This window comes from Flagellimonas allohymeniacidonis, from assembly GCF_004296335.1.
Taxonomy (GTDB): Bacteria; Bacteroidota; Bacteroidia; order Flavobacteriales; family Flavobacteriaceae; genus Flagellimonas; species Flagellimonas allohymeniacidonis.
This window is the reverse complement of record NZ_SGIU01000002.1, coordinates 1,105,595-1,122,387: the sequence shown is the minus strand read 5'-3', so window position 1 is coordinate 1,122,387 and position 16,793 is coordinate 1,105,595. Positions and strand designations below refer to the sequence as shown.

General features: G+C 42.2%; 13 protein-coding genes. 7 read left to right on the top strand and 6 right to left on the bottom strand.

The genetic code is table 11. The features are described from left to right. The first annotated feature begins 10 nt into the window (after positions 1-10). From EW142_RS13440 to EW142_RS13410, 7 genes are read left to right on the top strand one after another with little or no spacing between them, the layout of a single operon-like run. A complete protein-coding gene (locus EW142_RS13440) occupies positions 11-640 on the top strand; it encodes a hypothetical protein (protein ID WP_130614665.1) in 630 nt (209 codons plus the stop codon). Positions 641-661: 21 nt separating this feature from the next. Then, the gene (locus EW142_RS13435) at positions 662-1,357 is read left to right on the top strand and encodes an ABC transporter ATP-binding protein (protein WP_130614663.1); all 696 of its coding nucleotides are present in this window, start codon (positions 662-664) and stop codon (positions 1,355-1,357) included. Positions 1,358-1,410: 53 nt separating this feature from the next. After that, the gene (locus EW142_RS13430) at positions 1,411-3,795 is read left to right on the top strand and encodes an ABC transporter permease (RefSeq protein WP_130614661.1); all 2,385 of its coding nucleotides are present in this window, start codon (positions 1,411-1,413) and stop codon (positions 3,793-3,795) included. An 18-nt stretch (positions 3,796-3,813) separates the two neighbouring features. After that, positions 3,814-6,228, top strand: a complete 2,415-nt coding sequence (locus EW142_RS13425) for an ABC transporter permease (RefSeq protein ID WP_130614659.1) — start codon at positions 3,814-3,816, stop codon at positions 6,226-6,228. A gap of 19 nt (positions 6,229-6,247) precedes the next feature. Next, positions 6,248-8,647 (top strand): ABC transporter permease, encoded by a 2,400-nt coding sequence (locus tag EW142_RS13420; protein ID WP_130614657.1) that lies wholly within the window; start codon positions 6,248-6,250, stop codon positions 8,645-8,647. A gap of 20 nt (positions 8,648-8,667) precedes the next feature. Continuing rightward, positions 8,668-11,094 carry an ABC transporter permease gene (locus EW142_RS13415; protein ID WP_130614656.1) on the top strand — a complete coding sequence of 809 codons (2,427 nt, stop codon included), beginning with the start codon at positions 8,668-8,670 and terminating at the stop codon, positions 11,092-11,094. Between the two features lie 17 nt (positions 11,095-11,111). Further along, the gene (locus tag EW142_RS13410; protein WP_130614654.1) at positions 11,112-11,774 is read left to right on the top strand and encodes an ABC transporter ATP-binding protein; all 663 of its coding nucleotides are present in this window, start codon (positions 11,112-11,114) and stop codon (positions 11,772-11,774) included. On the opposite strand, the gene EW142_RS13405 is transcribed toward EW142_RS13410, so the two are convergent. The 6 genes from EW142_RS13405 to EW142_RS13380 form a co-directional block, all read right to left on the bottom strand. Next, entirely contained in the window at positions 11,771-12,889 is a 1,119-nt protein-coding gene (locus EW142_RS13405; protein WP_130614652.1) for an NAD(P)/FAD-dependent oxidoreductase, read from the bottom strand. The two genes, EW142_RS13410 and EW142_RS13405, sit on opposite strands and share 4 nt — an antisense overlap. A gap of 36 nt (positions 12,890-12,925) precedes the next feature. Then, positions 12,926-14,278 (bottom strand): acetyl-CoA carboxylase biotin carboxylase subunit, encoded by a 1,353-nt coding sequence (accC, locus tag EW142_RS13400; RefSeq protein ID WP_130614650.1) that lies wholly within the window; start codon positions 14,276-14,278, stop codon positions 12,926-12,928. Between the two features lie 76 nt (positions 14,279-14,354). Then, positions 14,355-14,846, bottom strand: coding sequence for an acetyl-CoA carboxylase biotin carboxyl carrier protein (accB, locus tag EW142_RS13395; protein ID WP_130614648.1), 492 nt, complete (start codon positions 14,844-14,846; stop codon positions 14,355-14,357). 25 nt (positions 14,847-14,871) lie between these two features. Beyond that, entirely contained in the window at positions 14,872-15,867 is a 996-nt protein-coding gene (locus tag EW142_RS13390) for a beta-ketoacyl-ACP synthase III (RefSeq protein ID WP_130614646.1), read from the bottom strand. A gap of 169 nt (positions 15,868-16,036) precedes the next feature. Further along, positions 16,037-16,237: a 50S ribosomal protein L32 gene (gene rpmF / locus EW142_RS13385; protein WP_130614644.1), complete on the bottom strand. Its 201-nt coding sequence runs from the start codon at positions 16,235-16,237 to the stop codon at positions 16,037-16,039. A 6-nt stretch (positions 16,238-16,243) separates the two neighbouring features. Continuing rightward, complete coding sequence (locus EW142_RS13380) at positions 16,244-16,777, bottom strand: YceD family protein (protein ID WP_130614642.1); 534 nt, start codon at positions 16,775-16,777, stop codon at positions 16,244-16,246. Positions 16,778-16,793 lie beyond the last annotated feature (16 nt).

Genomic DNA, 16,793 nt, shown 5'->3' with positions numbered 1-16,793 from the left:
ACATCAAAAAATGAACAAGTTATTATTACTATATGGATGCACGCTCATAGGAAGCACCACCATAGCAGCAGAACAAAATACTAGGCCTTCGGCCATTATGGAATCCCAATCCAAAACTATCGGAACTTTTGAAAACCATCTATCGGTTTTTGAAATCCCGTCCGAAATCAATGAAATGGCATCAACGCTTTCAAAAAATAATGATTGCGATACCTATGTCCTAAACCTAAATGAAATCGAGTTCATTGAAGAAGAAATAGAAATCGATTTGGGTTTTGATCCTTATGATTATCTGCCCCAAGACTTTAGTCCTTACGAAGTTTATGTTGATTTAAACGCGGTACCGTATATCGAGGAGGAGGAAGGGCTGGTGCTAGGATTCGATACCACAGCTTATTTACCAGAAGGATTCGATGCATATAGCGCCCAAGTAGCTGCGTTATCCTTGAATTACATTGAAGAAGAGGACCTAAACCTCGGGTTCGACCCAACGCCATATTTGCCGGAAGGATTCTCTCCTTATGAAGTCTATTTTGACTTAAGCTCCATTGAATACATCGAGGAAGAAGAGGAAATTGATCTTGATACCTTTCTCAAACAATTGGATACAGTACACCTTAATTTCGAACCATCAAAATAATAAGACCATAACAACCAGAATATGATACAGATACAAAATCTTAAAAAGAGCTTTAGAACCGAAGAGGTGGAGACCCTAGCCCTTAACGGTGTGAATTTAAAAGTAGCTGAAGGGGAGTTCGTTGCCGTAATGGGGCCATCAGGATGTGGTAAGTCTACCCTTCTTAACATCATTGGTATGCTGGACAATCCAACCGAAGGGAGCTATCAGTTTGCCGGTCATGAGGTAAGTGGGCTTCGCGAAAGTCAGCGCACCCAGCTTAGAAAAGGAAATCTCGGATTCGTTTTCCAAAGCTTCAACCTCATCGACGAGCTGACTGTATTTGAAAACGTCGAACTGCCTTTGATTTACTTGAAAATGAGCAAAAGTGAGCGCCGTGAGAAGGTGAAACTTGTATTGGAACGAATGAAGATTGCCCATCGTGAAAGGCACTTTCCACAGCAACTATCGGGGGGGCAGCAACAGCGGGTGGCCATAGCTCGGGCCGTAGTCACCAATCCAAAGCTGATACTTGCGGATGAGCCCACTGGAAATCTCGATTCCAAAAACGGGATAGAGGTCATGAAATTACTTACCGAGCTCAACCAAGAGGGCACCACCATAGTCATGGTTACGCACTCAGACCGCGATTCCCATTATGCACACAGGGTCATTAACTTGTTTGATGGGCAAATTGTGACCGAAAGCAAGAACAAACCCATGGATGCTATTGTTTAATTCTAATTAGGAGTTTATTCATCAATCAACATCATCAAAAAAAGTAAGAAATCATGTTTAGGAACTACATCAGAATAGCTTGGAGAAACCTCTTAAAGCGGAAGGTTTTCACCGCAATCAACATTCTAGGCCTTGCCATAGGTTTTGGAAGCAGTATCCTTATCTACCTCTTTTTGAGTTATCACTTGTCTTTTGATCAGTTCCACAATAATCCTGACAGAATTTACCGAATGGTCACAGAGGAGCACCGGGATTTAATCGATTATGAAGCCAGTGTGCCTCCTGCCTTTTCAAAAGCCTTTCGGGAAAATTATGAGTACGCAGAAAAAGTAGCCAAAGTAGTTGTGCAGTATGGGTCCATTATAGATACGGAAACCAATGGTGATATCAGGAAATTTAAAGAGGATGTAGCATTTATTGAAGAAGACTTTTTTAAGATTTTCAACTTTCCCTTGCTCGATGGAAGCAACAATATCTCCTTATCTGAACCTAATACAGCGGTAATCACCGAAGAATTTGCCGAAAAGATGTTTGGAAGTACCCTAGTGGTCGGAAAAACATTTGTTCTAGAAAACGACAAGGCTATCAAAATAACCGGGGTTTTACAGAATCTCCCCAGTACTACTTTCTTAAAGGAGCAGATCTTTGTTTCTTTTGTGAATCTCGAGGACTTTTTTGAGTTTGCAGCTTCAGAGAGCTGGGGCGGAATAACAAGTAACCTTCAATGCTACTCCCTTTTAAAACCCAACCAAAATGTCGAAAGCATTGAAGATGCCCTTTTGGCGCTTCCCAAAGAGCATAGACCGGATAGCAAAAACAAACATGTTTATAAGTTGCAACCCCTGTCCGATATGCACTTTAATCCCTTATACGGAGGTATTGACCCGGTCCTTCTATGGGTTTTCGGCATTATCGGGGCATTTTTGTTGGCGATTGCCTGTATCAACTTTATAAATATCTCCACAGCACAGGCATTTTATCGTTCCAAGGAAATAGGTGTTCGAAAAGTGTTAGGAAGCTTCAAAGCCCATCTATTTTGGCAATTCCTTTCTGAGACTTTTGTAATCAGCTTGTTTGCTGTAATGCTGGGTATCTTGTTCGCTGCCCTGTTTTTACCTTCTTTGAATAATTTGTTTGAATTGGAATTGTCCATACAAAGTCTCTTGACCATAGAGTTTTTCGGCTTTCTACTTTTGGTTTTGGCGTCCGTCGCATTTCTATCAGGCAGTTATCCTGGCATCTTGATGTCCCGTATCGTTCCTGTCTTGGCCTTAAAGGGAAAACTAAGTCATAGTGATACTGGGGGAAACACAACAAGAAAGGTTTTGGTGGTCGCTCAGTTTGCCATTTCCATAGCATTGATTGCTGCCACCTTAATTATTTCACGACAAATTGAATACGCCACAAATTCGGATTTGGGCTTTGACAAGGAGTCCATAGTAATGGTAGAGGTCCCTGTCGATTTGGAACCCATTCAATATGAGGCACTAAAAGATCGTTTACAGCGGATTCCCAATGTCGAAAACATAACCTTTTGTTTAAGCAGTCCCGGAGGCTCAGAAAACAACTGGGGCACGAGCATAAAGTACAACAATCGACCTGAAAATGAAGAGTTCAGCATTCAAGCCAAAATTGGCGACGAGCACTTTATAGAGACTTTTGACTTGACCTTGGTAGCAGGCAGAAACTTTTTTAAGAGCGACTCCATTACTGAGGTCGTGGTCAACGAAAAGTTTGGAGAAAAGGTTGGTGTGACTTCACCCGACGAACTTTTAGGAAAAACCATTGAAGTTAACGGGGCGTCTATTAAGGCGACCATTGTAGGTGTGGTAGGCGATTTTCATGATGTAAGCTTTGCCGAAGAAATCCAGCCGGCATTTATCGCCGGCAATCCCAATTGGTATGGAGAAATTGGGCTGAAAATCAATAGGGTCAATACCAAGGAAACCCTTGAAAAAATTGAGCAGCATTGGTCAGAGGCTTTTTCGGGTTATATCTTCGATTACCGATTTTTGGACGAACGGGTCGCCGATGAATACGAGGCCGAACAGCGGTACTTATCCCTTTCAAAAGTATTCTCTGCCTTGGCCATCTTAATCGGATGTCTCGGACTATATGGTCTTATACTCTTTTTTGTAGGTCTTCGAACCAAGGAAATTGGAATTCGAAAAGTATTGGGAAGCAATGTGGCCAATATTTTGGCCCTGTTTACTATGGACTTCTTCAAGCTCATCTTAATTGCCGGTATACTAGCTACCCCCATTGCATGGTATTTAATGGAGCAGTGGCTCCAAGGTTATGCTTACCGCACAGAAATTCATTGGTGGATTTTTGCCCTGGCCATTGTATCCATTATGGTAATTACTCTGATCACCATTAGTTATCAAACCTTAAAGGTGGCCGTAACCAGTCCGGTAAAAAGCCTTAGGACCGAATAATCAAAAAAACGAACAATCATGATACGGAACTATTTACATATCGCCTGGCGAAGTCTTAAAAAAGACAGCTTGTTCGCCTTTATAAAAATAGGTGGGTTTGCCATCGGAATTGCAGCCTGTTTGTTGATTACCTTATTTATCAATGATGAGCTAAGCTATGACAAGCACTATGCTGATTCAGAAAGAACCTATCGCGTGATTTCTGAGATTCCCATCAATGGTGAGGTCTTGAAAAACGTTTATTTCCAATTACCGTTGGCAGATGTACTTGAGAGCGACTTTCCTGAAGTCGAGAAAGCCGGAAAATACAACTCCAGCGAATTGTTTGGAGCAGGAAAGAAAACCATTCAACCCTATGGTGAGACCAAAAGTGTTATAGAGGATGGTTTTGTGTTTGTAAGCCAACCCATGCTTGAAATTCTTGAGTTGCCCTTTGTTGAAGGACAACCTGAAAACGCCCTGACCGACCCATTGAGTTTGGTGATTTCCAAAAAGAAAGCTGATAAGCTTTTTCCCAAGGGAGATGCCTTGGGAAAAACTGTCATTCTAGACTATGATACAGCAAACCCCTATAAAATTACCGGGGTGGTCGATCGTAGTTCGATAAAATCACATTTCGACTATGATTACCTTATGCATTTAAGGGACACCAACTTTAATTGGGTAAACACCAACTACATCACTTATATCAAAGTACAGAAGAATACGGATATAGATGCCCTAAAAACCAAAATGCTATCTGTTGTGGATAAATATATTATCCCGGAGCTGAATCAAAATGAAATGACCAAAAAGTTTGTTGATCTCTATAAACAAGCCAAGTTCGACCTTCAGCCCATAAGTGATATACATCTCAAAACCGAATCAAAAATCTTTGACAATCTTAAACATGGTGACATTCGATTTGTTTGGTTATTTGCCGCCATCGCCTGTTTTGTATTGCTTCTCGCCTCAATCAACTTTATCAACCTATCCACAGCAAAATCAGCCAACCGGGCCAAAGAGGTAGGGCTGCGTAAGACCATCGGAGCATTCAGGAAAAACCTAGTTTTTCAATTTTTGACCGAATCCATCCTACTTAGCTTTATTTCATTCGTCCTAGGTATTTTATTGGCCTGGGCAATTTTACCCTGGTTCAATACCATAGCTTTAAAAAGTATAGGCATTCCCTGGTCCTCTCCCCTTTTCTATCTAATTGCACTGGTGACAGCCCTTTTAATTGGAATTGTCGCTGGCCTCTATCCTGCATTTTATCTGTCGTCTTTCAAGCCAGCTAAAGTCTTAAAAGGCAGTTTGACCACGGGGAGCAAAAACAAGAATCTTAGAGGCGGGCTGGTTGTTTTTCAATTTGCTATATCCATTATACTCATTATTGGTACGCTAATCATTTATAAGCAAATGGATTACATTCTTAACAAGGAACTGGGCTACAACAAAGAACAGGTTCTTGTAGTTCAGGGTGCAGGCGTTCTTGGAGATAAAGTGGATTCCTTTAAAAAACAACTCTTGGAGCTTCCCATGGTATCCAATGTTTCCGTAAGTGACTACCTCCCTGTGGAAGGCACAAAAAGAAACGGAAACACCTTTAAGAAAATAGATGACCCAACTGAGGCCGTGGGTGTGCCAGGACAAGTTTGGGCAATAGACCATGACTACGTAAAAACTTTGGGTTTAGAGATAACCTTGGGAAGGGATTTTTCCATTGACCGTCCGTCCGATGCGACAGACGCAGTGCTAATCAACCAAAAAATGGCGTTAGAGCTCGAATTGGAAAATCCCATAGGAAAACGAATTACCAATGGTGACGACTGGGTCGTGGTTGGAGTGGTGAAGGATTTCCATTTCGCATCATTGCGGGATAATATTGCCCCTCTCGCTCTTGTCATAAGCAATAGTCCCGATATGATATCGGTTAGGATAGGCACCTCTGACCTCAATGAGAGTATTGCGGCCATTTCAGAAATATGGGGCCGTAATGTGGGAAATCAGGCCTTCAACTACACCTTTTTGGACGATGATTTTGCTAAAATGCATGACGATGTCCGTAGGATGGGAAATATTTTCAACGGGTTTGCACTATTTGCCATTTTGGTGGCTTGCTTAGGTTTGTTCGCCTTATCAGCTTTTATGGTCGAACAACGCCAGAAAGAAATCAGCATCCGTTTGGTCTTGGGTGCTCCTTTTAAAAGTATCTATAAGCTATTGACTGTCGATTTTCTAAGATTGATTCTCATTGCTGTGGTTATCGCCATTCCTGTAGGATGGTTTGCCATGCAACGCTGGTTGGAAGATTTTGCCTACCGAATTTCCTTGGATTGGACCATATTTTTACTTGCTGGTGCTATCGCCTTAGCCGTGGCCTTGGTAACCATTAGCTATCAATCGGTAAGCGCGGCCTTAATACAGCCCTTGAAGAGTTTAAGAAACGAATAACACATCAAAAAACCACGTCATGATCATCAACTTTTTAAAAATCGCCTGGAGAAATCTTGCAAAGAACAAGGCCTATACGGCCATTAATGTTGGAGGGCTGGCGTTGGGTATGGCGGTTACCCTGATTATCGCTCTTTGGGTGGAAGATGAAATCTCGCACAATGATTATTTCTCCAACAAGAATAAAATTGCGCAGGTTTTTCAATCCCAGACCTTTAACAGTCGTACTTCAACAGGTCCTGCCATTCCAAGACCTTTGGAATTTGCCTTACGTGAGGGTTATCTGGATAATTTTAAGCATTTGGCAATGTCATCTTGGACGACCAACATGTACCTCAAGTACAACGATATAAGTATCTCCAGCACAGGTAATTTCATGCAACCAGAGGCCACAGAAATGCTTGACTTCAACATTCAAAGTGGTGAAAAAGATGGCCTTCGTGAAATCAACTCCATAATGCTTTCAGAGAAAACGGCGCACGCCCTTTTTGGCAATGAAGATGCCATTGGCAAAGTGGTTGATGTTAATGGGGAATACGATATGATGGTGACCGCTGTTTATGAAGACATCCCTTTTAACAACTCTTTCAACGATGCCTTCTTCCTAATGCCTTGGGAAAAATATATCACAACTCAAGAGTGGCTTATTGGTTCGGAGGACAATTGGGGAAACAACTCCTTTCAGCTCTTTGTGCAAATTGCCGACAACACTTCTATGGACAGGGTTACCTCGATAATTAAGAATGTGAAGAAAGATCTTAATGAGGATACGGCCGAATTCAATCCACAGCTTTTTCTTCTCCCAATGAAGGATTGGTATCTGCGTTCGAATTTTGAAAATGGAAAACAGGTTGGTGGGCGCATTAAATATGTATGGCTTTTTGCCATAATTGGTGCTTTTGTGCTGTTGTTGGCCTGTATCAATTTTATGAATCTTAGTACGGCCCGATCCGAAAAAAGAGCCAAGGAGGTAGGTATTAAAAAATCCATTGGGTCTCAGAGAAATCAACTGATCAACCAATTTTTGGGAGAGTCCTTTCTTGTAGCCGTTATCTCTTTCGTTCTGGCAATGCTCATTATTTTGTTATTCTTGAACGGATTCAATGAACTTGCGCGAAAGGAAATTGAGTTCCCGTGGACCAACCCCTTGTTCTGGTTGAGCGGCTTGGCCTTTATTGTGTTCACAGCGCTTTTGGCCGGAAGCTATCCCGCTCTATATCTTTCCTCATTTAATCCTGTGGACGTTCTTAAGGGCACTTTCAAGGCAGGTAAACATGCCGGTACCCCACGAAAAATATTGGTAGTACTTCAGTTTACAGTTTCGGTGGCATTCATTATTGGGACGGTCATCGTAATGCAGCAAATCAACCATGCCAAAAACCGCCCTATCGGATACGACAGGGAGGGGTTGGTTCAGATTCCTGTTATGAGTCAAGATTTTGAAGGAAAATACGAATTGATGCGCACTGAATTCCTAAAATCCAACGCCATAGTAGAAATGTCAGCATCGAGCAGTCCCACTACCCGAATCTGGTCAAATCGAAGTGGATTCAGATGGGACGGCAAACCAGAAGGTTTCCAAGAAGATTTTGCCTGGACGGACGTCACTCCTGAATATGCAAAATCCCTCAATTTAAAAATAGTGGACGGGCGCGATTTCTCTCGCGAATTTGCAACAGATTCCAATGCGGTTCTTATTAATCAAACTGCTGTAAAATATATGGGCATTGAAAATCCTGTGGGTCTCTTCTTGGTAGATGATGATGAGGAAGATCCTGACGAGCCTCTAAAGATCATTGGGGTCGTGGAGGACATGATTGCCCAGTCACCTTATGAACCCGTAAAACAAGCTGTTTACGAATACATCAAGGATGGTGACCCCAACTATTACAATCTTAGATTGAACCCCAGACAGAGTGCACAACAAAATTTGGCCATTATTGAACGGGTTTTCAAAACACATTTTCCAAAGATTCCATTTGAATACGATTTCGTAGATGAGCAATACGGGGCCAAATTCGCTGCTGAAGAGCGTATTGGCAGTCTTTCTGGCATCTTTACAGCATTGGCCATTTTAATCAGCTGCCTCGGACTTTTCGGACTGACCTCTTTTGTGGCTGAGCAGCGCACCAAGGAAATCGGGGTTCGCAAAGTTTTGGGGGCTTCGGTATTGAACGTCTGGAATATGCTCTCCAAAGACTTCTTGAAATTGGTGATTCTTTCCTGTTTTATCGCCATTCCTATTTCCTTCTATATTATGAACGGATGGTTGCAGGAATATCCGTATCGGGTCACCCTGAAGTGGTGGGTGTTTGCTTTGGCCATGATTGGTGCCACATTGATTACCATGATCACGATAAGTTTTCAGGCTATTAAGGCAGCAAGGGCCAATCCCATTAAAAGTCTGCGGACCGAATAGTCAAATCAAACATTTAGGTTATGGTCATTAACTTTTTTAAAATCGCTTGGAGAAATCTATTAAAAAGCAAATCCCTCTTTTTAATAAATACACTCGGTCTTACCCTTGGTATAGCTTCAACACTCTTGATAGCGCTTTTTGTGTCGGATGAATTGGGCTATGATCAGTTTAATGAGAAGGCAGATAGAATCGTACGGGTTGTCATTAAGGGACAAATGGGAGGGGAAATTATCAAAGAAGCTGTTTCACAGGCTCCTGTTGCCCCGGTACTTGTGGATGAGTTTCCTGAAGTGGAAGAAGGCACTCGACTCCGTAGAATGGGGTATCCCTTAGTGGTCCACAACAACGACGGCCATCGCGAAAATCGATTTTCATATGTTGATCCCAATTTTTTTCAGATCTTTAGTTTTCCCTTTATAAAGGGTGATCCAAAGACCGCATTGACCCGGCCCAATACCGTGGTTATTACCGAAGAACAAGCTCATAAGTTTTTTGGCAATGCCAATCCCATTGGAAAAGAACTTGAATTAAAGGAATGGGAAAAATCGTTTACCGTCACAGGAGTTGTTCAAAACATTCCTCAGAATTCGCACTTGAGGTTTGATATGTTCGCTTCCATGTTAGGGTGGGAACACGCCTCTGCGAATAGTTGGCTGGAATCACATTACCACTCCTATTTGGTTTTGAATCAAGCGGCCAATCGAACAGCTTTGGAGCAGAAGCTTGAGCCCTTACTCAACAAATATATGGGGCCTCAAATGAAAGATGCCATGGGTATGTCCTTTGAGGAATTTCAGGAGAAAGGCAACGCGTTGGGAATGTTCTTGCAGCCTTTAACCGATATCCATCTTCATTCCGACTTTGCAGAACTAACCAACCTAGCACCCGGAGGGAACATAAAAACGGTATACTCCCTTGGAGCCATAGCTATTTTCATTCTTTTGGTGGCCTGTATTAATTTCATGACGCTTTCTACTGCTGCTGCCTCTCGAAGATCAAAGGAAATTGGGGTAAAAAAAGTATTGGGTTCGCAAAGGAATCAATTGATTAAACAGTTTCTTGTTGAATCCTTTATCATGGTTCTAACGGGAACGCTCTTTGCTATTTTACTTTCTCTTTTGGCCCTTCCGCTTTTTAATGAACTAACCGGGAAACAATTGCATGTTTCACAGCTTATCAATATTCAAAATACAGTATTTCTTGTCCTTTTTGTTTTTGCTTTAAGTCTTATAGCAGGAGTGTACCCCGCTTTTGTTCTTTCCTCATTCAAACCGATATCGGCATTAAGAAATAGATCAGGTAATATGGGCAAGACCAAAAACGTTCGCAGTGCCTTGGTTGTTTTTCAGTTTTCAGTGGCCGTTTCTTTGATTATTGCAACCATTGTGGTTAAACAGCAGATATCATTTGTGTTAAATAAAGATGTTGGCTATCAAAAAGACAACATATTGGTGCTGAAGGATACTTGGAAACTCGGAGCCAGTGAACAGGCATTCAAAGAGGAGCTTTTAAAAGACCCCAGAGTGGCTAGTATTTCCAGTTCCGGCTTTGTCCCCGCGGGACCTACCAGCGACAATATCACCTCCATCTATCCCGAGGATAGGTCAGATGAGCTTCGAAGAACGGTGGTATATCAGGTGGATGAGGCCTATATTCCCACAATGGGCATGGAACTCGTCTTGGGCCGCAATTTTTCGAAAGATTATAATGCCGAAGGTACTAACCTTATCATCAATGAGTCTTCCGCAAAGGTTCTTGGGTTTGGTTCAGATGCAATAGACAAAACGGTAACCATGTCCTTGGACAATAACGGGACAACTCGAAAATATCGAATTGTGGGTGTTGTGAAAGACTTTCATTACAGTTCATTATACCAGCCGGTTGAACCACTAATTATGGTTTACGAGCCAAATCCAGGACTTTTGGTCAGAGCCGACGCCAAGGATATTGGTGGGCTTATTACTTCGGCGGAAACCCTATGGGTCAAGTTCAAAATCTCGGAGCCATTTACCTATGGTCTATTGGATGAGTTATATTCAGAGATTTATGTTCGTGAGCGAAAAATGGGCTGGGTGCTTCAACTTTTTACCATACTAACCATATTTATTGGTTGTATGGGACTTTTTGCCTTGGCGACATTCTCAGCGGAACAAAGGACCAAAGAAATTGGAATTCGCAAAGTTCTTGGAGCTACAGCCGCCCAAATGATGACCATGCTATCGAAAAACTTTGTTAAGCTTGTCGTGATTTCCTTTGCGATTGCTTTCCCATTAGGGTATTACTTTATGGGGCTCTGGCTCCAGGATTTTGCCTATCGCATTCAAATTCAATGGTGGGTCTTTGTACTCGCAGGTTTTTTTGCTTTGGGTATTGCCTTTTTGACCATAAGCTGGCAAAGCTTAAGGGTTTCAAGAAGGAGTCCGGTTTACGCTTTGAAAAATGAATAATACTAAATCAAAAAACGATGCTTCTTCAACTTCATAATGTATTTAAATGGGTCAACTCGGGAGGCCAACGTATATTCTTGCTAAAAGATATTAACCTTCAGGTACAACAAGGTGAATTCATATCCATAATGGGACCTTCAGGTTCGGGTAAGTCCACCCTACTGAACGTTATTGGAATGTTGGATGGTTTTGATGAGGGAGAATATCAATTTTTGGATGAATCCGTCCATAACCTCAAGGAAAAACATCGGGCCAATCTTTATAAGGAATATATTGGGTTTGTTTTTCAATCCTACCATTTGCTTGATGAACTAACAGTCAAGGAAAATCTTGAAATGCCTCTACTCTATAAAAAGTTCAAGGGTTCTGAAAGAAAGGCAATGGTGGCAGATATGCTAGATCGATTCAATATTGTTGGAAAAAAAGACTTGTTCCCCGCACAATTAAGCGGTGGGCAACAGCAGTTGGTCGGTATTGCCAGGGCATTAATTTCCAATCCGAAGTTGATTTTGGCCGATGAGCCCACCGGTAATCTAAACTCAAAGCAGGGTGAAGAGATTATGGGTCTGTTCAAACAATTGAACGAAGAGGGAGTCACAATAATCCAGGTCACCCATTCCGAAAAAAATGCGGATTACGGATCAAGAATTATCAACCTACTGGACGGACGGATGATCTAAGAGGCGATTTCCGCCAGTTTTTTACCGACCAAAGTTCCTAGGGCAATTCCCATGCCGCCTAGCCTTACTCCACAAAAAATATGGTCAGATATCGGCTTGATGATTGGTTTTTTCTGGGGACCTACACCCATGATTCCACTCCACCGGTGAGCAATATTAACTTCTCTCCTTGGAAGAATCACCTCTTTTAGCAGGCCTTCCAGAGCATCTTGAATTAGTTTGGTCTCCTTTAATTCCGTGGTCTGCTCTCCTTTAAAATCGAGGTTGCGTCCTCCGCCCAAGAGAATACGGTTGTCGACATTTCTGAAATAATAATAGCCTTCATCCAGATGAAAGGTGCCTTTAATATCCAAATCGGGTACAGGTTCCGTTATTAGAACTTGTGCTCTGGCCGGTTGTATCATTTCTTCCTTTAGAAATTGCCTTGCAAATCCATTGGTCGCCAACAATACTTTCTTGCTCCGTACATCAAAGTGTTGGGTTATAATGCTAACATAAGGCCCCGTATCTTCAATGTTTTGAACCTCAACATCATTTAACAACAAAACACCCTTGGAAACACAATTTTTTAAAAGGCCCAACATCATTTGGCCGGTATCCAACTGCCCTTCAAATTGATGTGAGATATAAGAATTCTCTACTTTGTCAAAGCCATATTTGTTATCATGCACCTTAAAAGGATGACTTCCAAAAACGGGTTCCAACAAAGAGTTGATGTACGGGACTTTTTCCAGACATTCATCATAAAGTTCCGTGTCTTTTTCAAGAAAAACTTCATGTCCTCCCAGCTGTTGATAGCCTAGTTCCTTGTCTCCCAAAATTTCCCTCAGAAGCTTAATTCCTTGTCTTCGCTGGTTTACCAAATCCACAACCTCCTGTTCAGTATGATTCTTAAGGTCCGACAAGATTTCCGAAACACTCCCAAAGCAAGCAAAACCTGCATTTTTAGTACTGGCCCCCTGTGGGAGAATACCTTTTTCCAACACTAAAACCTTTGCCGTGGGGTATTTCTCTTTTAAAAAAAGAGCGGAAGAGAGGCCAACAATACCACTGCCAACAATAGTGAAGTCAATATCGGTCAACCAACTGTTATATTCCCAATAGCTTAGATTCATGCATTAAAAAACCCCGATGTTCTCGGGGTTGTATTTTTAATATTGATATTTTTCATCCATTTCGAAATCCTCCATGAACTTGGTGGTGTAGTTGCCAGCCAAATAATCAGGATGGTCCATCAATTGCCTATGGAAAGGAATGGTTGTCTTTATTCCTTCAATCACGAATTCATCCAATGCCCTTCGCATTTTATTGATGGCTTCCTCACGGGTTTGTGCCGTGGTTATCAACTTTGCAATCATAGAGTCGTAATTCGGTGGAATTCTGTAACCACTATACACATGGGTATCTAGTCGTACACCGTGTCCGCCTGGCGTGTGCAAAGTGGTAATTACACCCGGAGATGGTCGAAAATCATTGTACGGGTCCTCAGCGTTGATTCTACATTCGATGGAATGCAATTTTGGAAAGTAGTTTTTTCCGGAAATAGGCACGCCTCCAGCAACCAAGATTTGCTCTCGTATCAAATCATAATCAACCACCTGTTCGGTGATTGGGTGTTCCACTTGAATCCTGGTGTTCATTTCCATGAAGTAGAAATTTCTGTGTTTATCCACCAAAAACTCCACCGTACCAGCACCTTCATATTTAATGTATTCAGCAGCTTTCACTGCTGCAGCCCCCATTTCTTCCCGTAACTTGTCTGTCATAAAGGGCGAAGGGGTCTCCTCGGTAAGTTTCTGGTGCCGACGTTGAACAGAGCAGTCCCTTTCCGAAAGGTGGCACGCTTTGCCATATTGATCTCCCACTACTTGAATCTCGATATGTCGGGGTTCCTCAATCAATTTCTCCATATACATCCCGCCATTTCCAAAAGCAGCAGTGGCTTCCTTTACTGCACTCTCAAAATTGCTTTCCAGTTCATCCTCGCCCCAAATGGCGCGCATCCCCTTTCCTCCACCACCTGCGGTGGCTTTAATCATAACAGGGTAGCCCATCTTCTTGGCAACTTTTTTGGCATCAGCAGCATCTTTTAACAAACCTTCAGAGCCCGGAATGGTGGGCACACCTGCCTTTTTCATGGTTTCCTTGGCCGTGGCCTTGTCCCCCATTTTGTCAATTTGTTCGCCGGAAGCTCCAATGAACTTAATTTCGTGTTCCGCACATATTTTCGAAAACTTGGAGTTTTCTGAAAGAAAACCATAGCCAGGATGAATGGCATCCGCATTGGTAATCTCAGCAGCAGCAATAATATTGGGTATCTTAAGGTAAGACTCACTACTTGGGGCAGGCCCAATACAGACTGCTTCATCGGCAAAACGAACGTGAAGGCTTTCTTCGTCTGCTTTGGAATACACGGCTACCGTCTTAATTCCCATTTCCTTGCAGGTTCGAATAATCCTTAATGCAATCTCTCCCCTATTTGCAATCAATACTTTTTTGAACATAGTACCTAGAATTTCATGGCCCAAGTTCCAAGTCGGAGAAAACTCCTTGATTCGGTGCTCGGGTGTGGTGATTTATTTAGGAAGGGTCAACCAAAAATAAGGGTTGGTCAAATTCCACTGGTGAAGAGTCCTCAACCAATACTTTAACGATTTTACCTGAAACTTCAGATTCAATATCGTTAAAGAGCTTCATCGCTTCGATTACACAAAGTACGTCGCCTTGACCAATTGTGCTTCCCACCTCCACAAAAGGCGGTTTGTCTGGAGAAGGTTTTCTATAAAATGTTCCAATGATTGGAGATTTTATAGTGATATACTTCGAGTCATCCGTAGATGCTTCTTCCTTAGCGGGTGCAGGGGCGGCAGCTTCCGGAGCAGCAGGGGCGGCAGCGGGTTGAACCGCAGGTGCCTGTGCCACAGGTATTTGTTGTACTATTGTGGTTTCAGGTACTGTTGTACTTGACCCCGTGCGGATGGTGATTTTTACATCTTCCATCTCCAACTTTACCTCGCTAGCCCCAGACTTGGCTACGAATTTGATTAAACTTTGAATTTCCTTAATGTCCATGGAATATGATTTAGTTAGTCGTGTTTTAAGAATTATATGCCCATTTTAAATAAATGGCTCCCCAGGTAAAACCTCCACCGAAGGCGGCAAAAATCAGGTTGTCACCTTTCTTCAATTGCTTTTCATAATCATGGAGCAGCAATGGAAGGGTCGCTGAGGTGGTATTTCCGTACTTGTGAATATTGATCATAACCTTGTCCGCATCCAATTCCATTCTATTGGCAGTGGCATCGATGATTCTTTTGTTGGCTTGATGTGGCACCAGCCATTGCACATCTTGATGTGTTAGCCCATTGCGATCCATTATCATTTTGGAAACATCTGCCATGTTCGATACGGCAAATTTGAAAACAGACTTCCCATCTTGGTGAACAAAATGTTGTTTGTTTTTCACTGTTTCCTCAGAAGCGGGAAGAATAGAACCTCCTGCTTCAATTTTTAAAAACTCACGTCCAATTCCATCCGAACGAAGATGCTCATCTTGAAGGCCCAGACCTTCTTCATTGGGTTCAAAAAGAACCGCTCCTGCGCCATCACCAAATATAATGCAGGTAGTTCTATCGGTATAGTCAATAATTGACGACATCTTGTCAGCGCCAATCAGCAACACCTTCTTATATCTACCTGATTCAATGTAACTCGCTGCAGTCGACATGCCATATAAAAAACTGGAACACGCGGCTTGCAAATCGTACGCAAACGCATTTTTGGCTCCAATTTCCGATGCCACATAGGCAGCAGTGGCAGCAACGGGCATATCCGGTGTTGCTGTAGCCACCACTATGAAATCGATTTCCAGCGGATCAACTCCACTTTTTTTCATCAGATCTTCGGCAGCTTTAATGGCCATAAAAGATGTTCCGGCGTTTTCCTCTTTTAGGATTCTGCGTTCTTTGATTCCGGTTCGTGTGGTGATCCATTCATCATTGGTATCGACCATGGTCTCCAACACTTTGTTGGATAAAACGAAGTCTGGAACATATGCTCCTACAGCGGTTATCGCTGCTGTCCTTTTTTTCATAATGGTGCCTTTCTCTGTCAAAAAGTTTAAAATTTGACCAAAAAGTGGTGAAAATTACTCAATTTCTTTGACTTTTGGTCAAAAATCAATCGGTTTTTAAAAATCCTCTTGGGCATAAAAAAACTCCCGTTGCCAACAACGAGAGTTCCAAAAAAATTGAATGTTTTTTCTAAGCGGCAGATTCCTCCTCCGTTTTGTCCATTAGTACTTGGCCGCGGTAGTATAATTTTCCTTCGTGCCAGTGTGCTCTATGGTACAAATGCATTTCACCCGTAGTTGGGTCTGTTGCTATGGTAGGCATTGTCGCTTTATAGTGGGTCCTTCTTTTGTCCCTTCTTGTTCTTGATATTTTTCTCTTAGGATGTGCCATTGTAACCTATTTGTCCGTTAGTAATTTTTTTAAATCGTCCCATCTGGGATCGGTATTTTTCGATTCTTCTTTGTCTTCTCCGGGTTGTAACTCCTCAAGTTTATCTAAAACTTCCGATTGCAAAGTTCCGTCAATCACCCCAGGATGTACCTTTTTCTGAGGAACGGCCAACACCAACATCTCGTAGATGTACTGAGCAAGGTTGAACTGATGTTCCCCATGGGGAAGAATCAATATTTCGTCATTTTCATCATTGAACTCCTCGCCAAATTTGATGACCAAATCGAGTTTGGAGGAAATCGGCTGCAGAAAGGGCTCTCCAGTTACGTCACAATCTACGTTGACCTGCCCATCTGAGCTTAGTTCCAATTCCATCATATTGTTCATCTTGTTCAATATGGCGGAGACCTTTATTTGCGCCTCGTTGAATTCTAGATAATCAAAAGACTCAAAGAACGTATTGTCAATTTGGTAACCAAACTTGTGTTTTCCCAACTTTAATCCTGAAAAAGGAATAAAAAACTCCTTTAGCTTCTCCATTTTACACCTAACGTTT